Below are 6,758 nucleotides of genomic sequence, written 5' to 3' on the forward strand. Positions count from 1 at the left end.
CTCGACCTCACCGACGCGCACCCCGGCCACCCGGATGTCGTCGCCCTCCTCCAGGCCGGTGACGTCGCTGAACACCGCCCGGTACGTGTGCTGGGGCGTGAAGGAGAGGTTGCCGATGGTGGCGGCGAGCAGGGCTGTCGCCAGGATCGTCACCAGCGCGAAGAGGCTGAACTTGATCAGCGGTCCGGCGGTCCGGCGCGCCTTCGTCGTGCTGCTGCTCATGCGACGCTCACCGCCGTTCCGCGCGCCATCGGCCCGAACAGCAGCGTCGCGACCGGCGGCACCTCGTCGGCAGGCACGCCGAGCACGGGTGCCACGAGCGAGCCGACGGCGCGCTGCTCGGCCCGGGTACCGGACACCCCGGACGAACTCGCCGCGGCCGTACCGTCGTTGAGGTGGGGTTTGGGCCCGGGCACCGGAGGGTGGGGCATGTCGCGGCAGTTCGGCCCCGACCGCTCGCCGTAGTGGGGCTCCTCACCGGGTTCGTATGCCGGTTGCTGCCGCACCACTTCGAGCGTGATGCGCATCTTCCCGCCCCGGAACGCCTCCTCGGAGGCCTCCTCCTGCCGGACCAGGCCGTCCAGGAGGCACGGATACTCGGGCGAGTAGCGGGCGAACAGCTCCAGGGTGGGCCGGGAGACCCGGCCGAGGGTGATCAGCCGGTCGCCGTTCGCGGCGAGGAAGTCGTCCGCCGTGCGGGCGGTGGTCGTGGTCGAGGTGAGCGCTGCGGCCAACTGTTCCTTCTTCTCCACCAGAGTGCGGCTGGTCGTGACCGTGTTGCGGAGGATCTTCATCAGGTCGGGCGCCGCGTCGCCGTACACCTCGGCGACGTCCGCGAACCGCGCGATGTCCTCCTTCAGGGACGGCAGATGCGGGTTGAGCTTGCGCAGATAGGCCTCCACGCGCGTGAGGTTGTCGCCGATCCGGTCGCCGCGCCCCTCGAGGGCCGTGGCGAACGCGGAGAGCGTGGCGTTGAGCTCGCCCGGCTTCACGGTCCGCAGCAGCGGCAGCAGGTCGTTCATCAACTGCTGGAGCTCGATGCCGACGCGGGTGCGGTCCTGGGTGATGACGTCCCCGGCGCGGATCGCCCGGGCGGACGAGCCGGCGGGCACGACCAGGTCGACGTACTTCTCGCCGAACAGCGTCTTGGGCAGCAGCCGTGCGTGCACATCGGCGGGGATGTACGCGACGTGCTCCGGCTTGAGCGCGATGTCGAGCGTCGCCTTCGTCCCGTCCGCGCGCACCTCACGCACCTCGCCGACCAGCAGCCCGCGCAGCTTGACGTCGGCACGCCGGTCGAGCTGGTTGCCCAGGCTGTCCGCTTCCAGCGTGATCCGCACGACCGGCGTGAACGCCTGCCGGTAGACGGCGACGGACAGGGACAACAGCAGGGCCAGCACGGCGAGGAACACCATGCCGTACACCCGCAGTCTCACCACTCGCACCCGGCTCACCGCGCTCACCCCGCAATCCGTACGGTCGTGTTGGCGCCCCAGATCGCGAGGCTCAGGAAGAAGTCCAGGACGTTGATCGCCACGATCGAGGTCCGCACGGCCCGTCCGACCGCGACGCCGACGCCCGCCGGGCCGCCGCTCGCGTAGTAGCCGTAGAAGCAGTGCACAAGGATGATCACGACGGCGAAGACCAGCACCTTGCCGAAGGACCAGAGCACGTCGACCGGGGGCAGGTACTGCTGGAAGTAGTGGTCGTAGGTGCCCGCCGACTGCCCGTAGTAGCCCGTGGTGATGGTGCGGGCGGCGAGGTACGACGACAGCAGCCCGACCACGTACAGCGGGATCACGGCGACGAACCCGGCGATCATCCGCGTGGTCACCAGGAACGGCAGCGACGGCACGCCCATGACCTCCAGGGCGTCGGTCTCCTCGCTGATCCGCATCGCGCCGAGCTGCGCGGTGAACCCGGCGCCGACCGTCGCGGACAGCGCGAGCCCGGCCACCAGCGGGGCGATCTCACGGGTGTTGAAGTACGCCGACAGGAACGCCACGAAGTTGGAGGTGCCGAGCTGGTTGAGCGCGGCGTACCCCTGCAGGCCCACCTCGGTGCCGGTGAAGAACGACAGGAAGGCGATGACGCCGACCGTGCCGCCCACCACGGCGAGCGCGCCCCGGCCGAAGCTGACCTCGGCGAGCAGCCGCAGGATCTCCTTCTTGTAGCGGCGCAGGGTCCGGCCCGTCCACGCCAGCGAGCGGCCGTAGAAGGAGAGTTGAGCGCCCAGGTCCTCGAGGGACTTCAGGGGGCGGTCGAGAAGTCTCATCGGCTAGCCCCTCTGCGGAACGACCTGGAAATACACCGCGGTCATCACGAAGTTCGTCACGAACAGCAACATGAAGGTGATCACCACCGACTGGTTCACCGCGTCGCCCACACCCTTCGGGCCGCCCTTCGCGGTGAGTCCCTTGTACGAGGCGACGATCGCCGCGATCGCGCCGAAGACGAGTGCCTTGATCTCGGCCGCCCACAGGTCGGAGAGCTGGGCGAGGGTGGTGAAGGAGGCCAGATACGCGCCCGGTGTGCCGTCCTGCAGGACGACGTTGAAGAAGTAGCCGCCCGCCACCCCGACCACCGACACCAGGCCGTTGAGCAGCACCGCCACCAGCATCGAGGCCAGCACCCGCGGCACGACCAGCCGGTGGATGGGGTCGATGCCCAGCACCTGCATCGCGTCGATCTCCTCGCGGATCTTCCGCGCCCCCAGGTCCGCGCAGATCGCCGTCCCGCCGGCGCCCGCGATCAGCAGCGCCGTGACGATCGGCGAGGCCTCACGCAGCACCGCGAGGACGGAGGCCGCGCCCGAGAACGACTGCGCGCCCAACTGCCGGGTCAGGCTGCCGATCTGCAGGGCGATGACCGCGCCGAAGGGGATGGAGACCAGGGCGGTCGGCAGGATGGTGACGCTGGCGATGAACCAGGCCTGCTGGATGAACTCCCGTACCTGGAACGGCCGTCGGGGCAGGGTCCGGACGACGTCCAGGGCCATCGCGAAGAGGCTGCCGGAGTGGCGCAGCGCGCCGACGGGGTTCAGGCTCATGCGTGTGCCACCTCCTCCTCCCGCTGCGCGATGGCCTGCCAGCGGGGCGGCCGGGGGATGCCGGGGCTGGGCAGCAGCCGGGGAGTGAGGTGCTCGGGATCGGTGGTCTCGCCGATCTGGGCCAGTTCCTGCTCGACCTGGGCGGCGTCCTTCTCCTCCGCCATGCCGATGGGTCCCTGCATCCGGCCGTTCAGGAACTGCCGCACGACCGGTTCGTCGCTGGTCAGCAGCTGGTCGCGGGGCCCGAACATCACCAGCTCGCGGCGGAACAGCAGCCCGATGTTGTCCGGGACCTGGCGGGCCGAGGCGATGTCATGGGTGACGATCAGGAAGGTCGCGTCGATCTGGGCGTTGAGGTCGACGATCAGCTGGTTGAGATACGCGACGCGCACCGGGTCGAGCCCCGAGTCCGGCTCGTCGAACAGGATGATCTCCGGGTCCAGGACCAGCGCCCGCGCCAGTCCGGCGCGTTTGCGCATACCGCCGGAGATCTCCCCGGGCAGCTTCTCCTCGGCCCCGATCAGACCGACCATGTCCATCTTCTCGAGCACGATCCGCCGGATCTCGCTCTCCGGCTTGCGGGTGTGCTCGCGCAGCGGAAAGGCGATGTTGTCGTACAGGTTCATCGAGCCGAACAGCGCGCCGTCCTGGAACAGCACGCCGAACAGCTTCCGCACCTCGTACAGCTCGTGCTCACGGAGCTTGGTGATGTCCCGGCCGGCCACCCGGACCGAGCCGCTCTCCGGCTTGAGCAGTCCGACGAGCGTCTTGAGGAACACCGACTTGCCCGTGCCCGACGGCCCGAGCATGACCGAGACCTCCCCGGCGGGCAGCGTCAGCGAGACGTCCTGCCAGATGACCTGGTGACCGAAGGACTTGGTCAGCCCTTCCACACAGATCTCGACACCCATCCGGTCCACCCTTCGCCCGTGAAGTCACCCGTGGAGCAGCTCCGACATCTGCTCTACGGGGAGGGGCGGGGCGTCCGTCGCGGCGAAGGCGAATTTTTTTTGCGGACGGGTTGAGAGGGGGTTACGGCAGCGGGCCCACAGGTGCTTCGAGCGTGTCCGGAGCAGTGGGGTGGTCCGGCACCTCCGGAAGATCCGGCACGTCCGGGGCCGCCGAGATGCCTGGCAGCTCGGGTACGTCGGGCACCGCGGGCACCTCAGGCACCGCGGGCACCTCGGGAGTCGGCAGCTCCGGCCCCGAGGAGAGGGGGACCTCCGGCAGGGACGGCACGGACAGCGGCAGCAGCGGCCGGTCGCCCGGGGTCCGCGTCGCCTCCGGGGCGCCGGTCCTCGAGGCGGCCGGCAGCTCACGCGCGTCCGGGGATGTCCCCCCGCCCTCGCTGTCCGCCCGCTGCCACGCCTCCGGGACCGGGGAGACGGAGGGCCGCGGCGCCGTGCCCTGCCCGTCCCAGTCGTGGGCGTACGGCAGGACGAACCCCGCCACCGCCAGCGTCGCCGCCGTCCCGGCCACTGCCACGGCCTGCGCGTGCGAGGCCCCGCGCGGCCTGCCCCGGCCCCACAGGAACAGGGCGAGACCGAGCGTGCCGGCCAGCGAGTTGCGCAGTGTCCGGCGGGCCCGGGCCAGCAGCGACTCGACCGTCCGGTAGCTCAGGCCCATCCGGACGGCGACCTGGCCGACGTCCAGGTCCTCGGACTTCAGCCGGAGCGCCTCCGCCTGGCGCGCAGGCAGCTCACCGCTGCGCACGGCCAGCCACCTGGCCTCGGCCCGGTCGCACACCGCCTCCTCGACCGGCACCGGACCGGGGGCGATCAGCGTCGGGCTGGTGCGCACCTCGGCCTCGCGGTTGACCTGCCGGTACCGGTCCACGCACAGCCGGATCGTCACCGTCGTCAGCCAGGCGGCCAGCCGCTCGTCGTCCAGGTCGGGGCGCTCGGCCGCGCGCAGCATCGCCTCGTGCACGGCGTCCTCGGCGTCCTCCAGGGACATCGACCTGCGGCGGGCCACCTTGAGCAGGTGCTCGCGGTGGCTCCACATACGTTCCCACCGGTCGTGGGCCGCCTGTATCTCCGCGGGCATGTCCGTCGTCGCCATCAGGGCCCCTTCGCGCTCACCCGCCGGTCATGTGCGCCCGGCGGGGGGCGACATTACCGCCCGGTAGTCGCGGTTGTGGAGGGGGTGTCGACCATTGGGTTCTCATCGTTGCCGGGGAGCGGAGCCGTGCTGGGCAGCATGTCCTCGGCGGGCGGGGCGACTTCGGGGTCGGGGAGCGGTACCGAGGGAGCCGCCGACGGTTCGGCGGACGGGGTGCTGTGTGTCGGCCGTGGCTCGGACGGGGCCGGGGAAGGAGACGGCGCACCGGATCCATCGCCCGCCGGGCGGGCACTCGGCGTCGGCGACGGCTCGCGCCGCACCGGCCGGGAGGCCTCGGGCGCCGGGCTCGCGCCGCCCGCCGCCACCGCGTCCGGCACCACCCGGTGCCCCTCCAGGAAGTACGCGAACCAGGCGCGCACCGTCCGCAGATAGGCCCCGGAGTGGTTGTAGCCGAGGATCGCCGCGTCCAGGTCGCCCGGCACGGACAGGTCGCGTCCGCCGGCGCACAGGTAGCGCCCGGCGGCGAGCGCGGCGTCGAAGACGTTGTGCGGGTCGGCCCGGCCGTCGCCGTTGCCGTCCGCGCCCCAGACCGCCCAGGTCGACGGGATGAACTGCATCGGGCCGACCGCGCGGTCGTACACCGTGTCCCCGTCGTACGCCCCGCCGTCGCTGTCCCGGATGAGGGCGAAGCCGACGCCGTCCAGCCGGGGACCGCGGATCGGCGTCAGGGTCGTACCGTCCGCGTCCACCCGTCCGCCGCCCGCCTGCCCGGACTCCACCTGCCCGATGGCGGCCAGCAGCTGCCACCGCAGCCGGCAGCCGGGCGCGGAGTGCGCGAGCCGCGTCTCGGCCCGCCGGTAGGCGGCGAACACGCTCGCCGGCAGCGCGCCACCCGCCTGTGCTGTCTCGGCTGTCTCGGCCTTCCGCACCCGCAGTGGAGGGAGCTCCATACGGAACGGCGTGTCCCCGGACACGCTGGGCCCGCGCCCGGCGGCCGGTTCCGCGGGCGCCGCCGCCCGCGCCGATGTCGTCCCCGGCGCCTGCGACGCGGTCAGCGCCGCCATCGCCGCCGCCGCGAGCGCCGTACCCCTGATGCCTCTGACCCTGTGCCCTGCCACGTCGCGGTCCCCTCCCTGTGGTTTCTCCTCGTCTGCTCTACGGGGCAGTGAGGGCGGTCCGTCGCGGGGATCCCGTGCCGGTGAGGGCTGCCCGAAAATCCGTGCAGGGCGTTAGGTTGAGCGCGTGCGACTGAGAGTGGAGTTCTGCCGCATGGCTCTGACCTGCGCGAACGCGTGCTGATCCGCGCTGACTTGCAGAAACTCCCCTCACTTGTTCTCGTCACTTCGCAGCGTTTTCCAGGTGCATGTGCTCTGGATGTGCCCTGTGGGGAGGGGGTGAGGGCGCCTTGTGGTCGATGCGGCAACGGTCCGGCTTGGCGCAGGTCATAGCGGCCGTCCAAGTGCGTCCAGCCGTTCCGGGCCGGGAGCTCAATGCCAGGTCAGGGCCTCATGGCCTCGGGGAGTACGCACAGTCGGTGAGACCCGTGTGAGAGCGCGTGACCACGAAGCCCCGCCGGGGCTTCTGCGTGTGGCGGGCTACGACGGCGTGCCGCGTCCGGCGCGGGCACCGTTGTACTCCGGCTCTCAAA

The 6,758-nt window shown here is 71.5% G+C and carries 7 protein-coding genes; all 7 read right to left on the minus strand.

The annotated features are described in order from the left end of the window. A partial coding sequence (locus ACTWQJ_RS44010) for an MlaD family protein (protein WP_443312009.1) occupies positions 1–222 on the minus strand: 222 nt, incomplete at its 3' end. After that, positions 219–1,415: an MCE family protein gene (locus ACTWQJ_RS44015; RefSeq protein WP_443312013.1), complete on the minus strand. Its 1,197-nt coding sequence runs from the start codon at positions 1,413–1,415 to the stop codon at positions 219–221. The genes ACTWQJ_RS44015 and ACTWQJ_RS44010, both read right to left, overlap by 4 nt. A gap of 44 nt (positions 1,416–1,459) precedes the next feature. Continuing rightward, positions 1,460–2,275, minus strand: a complete 816-nt coding sequence (locus ACTWQJ_RS44020) for an MlaE family ABC transporter permease (RefSeq protein ID WP_224739830.1) — start codon at positions 2,273–2,275, stop codon at positions 1,460–1,462. 3 nt (positions 2,276–2,278) lie between these two features. After that, positions 2,279–3,049: an MlaE family ABC transporter permease gene (locus ACTWQJ_RS44025; protein ID WP_443312010.1), complete on the minus strand. Its 771-nt coding sequence runs from the start codon at positions 3,047–3,049 to the stop codon at positions 2,279–2,281. After that, complete coding sequence (locus ACTWQJ_RS44030; RefSeq protein ID WP_443312011.1) at positions 3,046–3,960, minus strand: ABC transporter ATP-binding protein; 915 nt, start codon at positions 3,958–3,960, stop codon at positions 3,046–3,048. The genes ACTWQJ_RS44025 and ACTWQJ_RS44030 overlap by 4 nt, the downstream gene beginning before the upstream one ends. A gap of 121 nt (positions 3,961–4,081) precedes the next feature. Next, entirely contained in the window at positions 4,082–5,110 is a 1,029-nt protein-coding gene (locus ACTWQJ_RS44035) for a sigma-70 family RNA polymerase sigma factor (protein WP_443312012.1), read from the minus strand. 53 nt (positions 5,111–5,163) lie between these two features. After that, positions 5,164–6,174 (minus strand): lytic murein transglycosylase, encoded by a 1,011-nt coding sequence (locus tag ACTWQJ_RS44040; RefSeq protein ID WP_443312014.1) that lies wholly within the window; start codon positions 6,172–6,174, stop codon positions 5,164–5,166. Positions 6,175–6,758: the final 584 nt, after the last annotated feature.

Origin of the sequence: Streptomyces sp. KR55 (genome assembly GCF_052245645.1) — a bacterium.
Taxonomy (GTDB): Bacteria; Actinomycetota; Actinomycetes; order Streptomycetales; family Streptomycetaceae; genus Streptomyces; species Streptomyces flavusporus.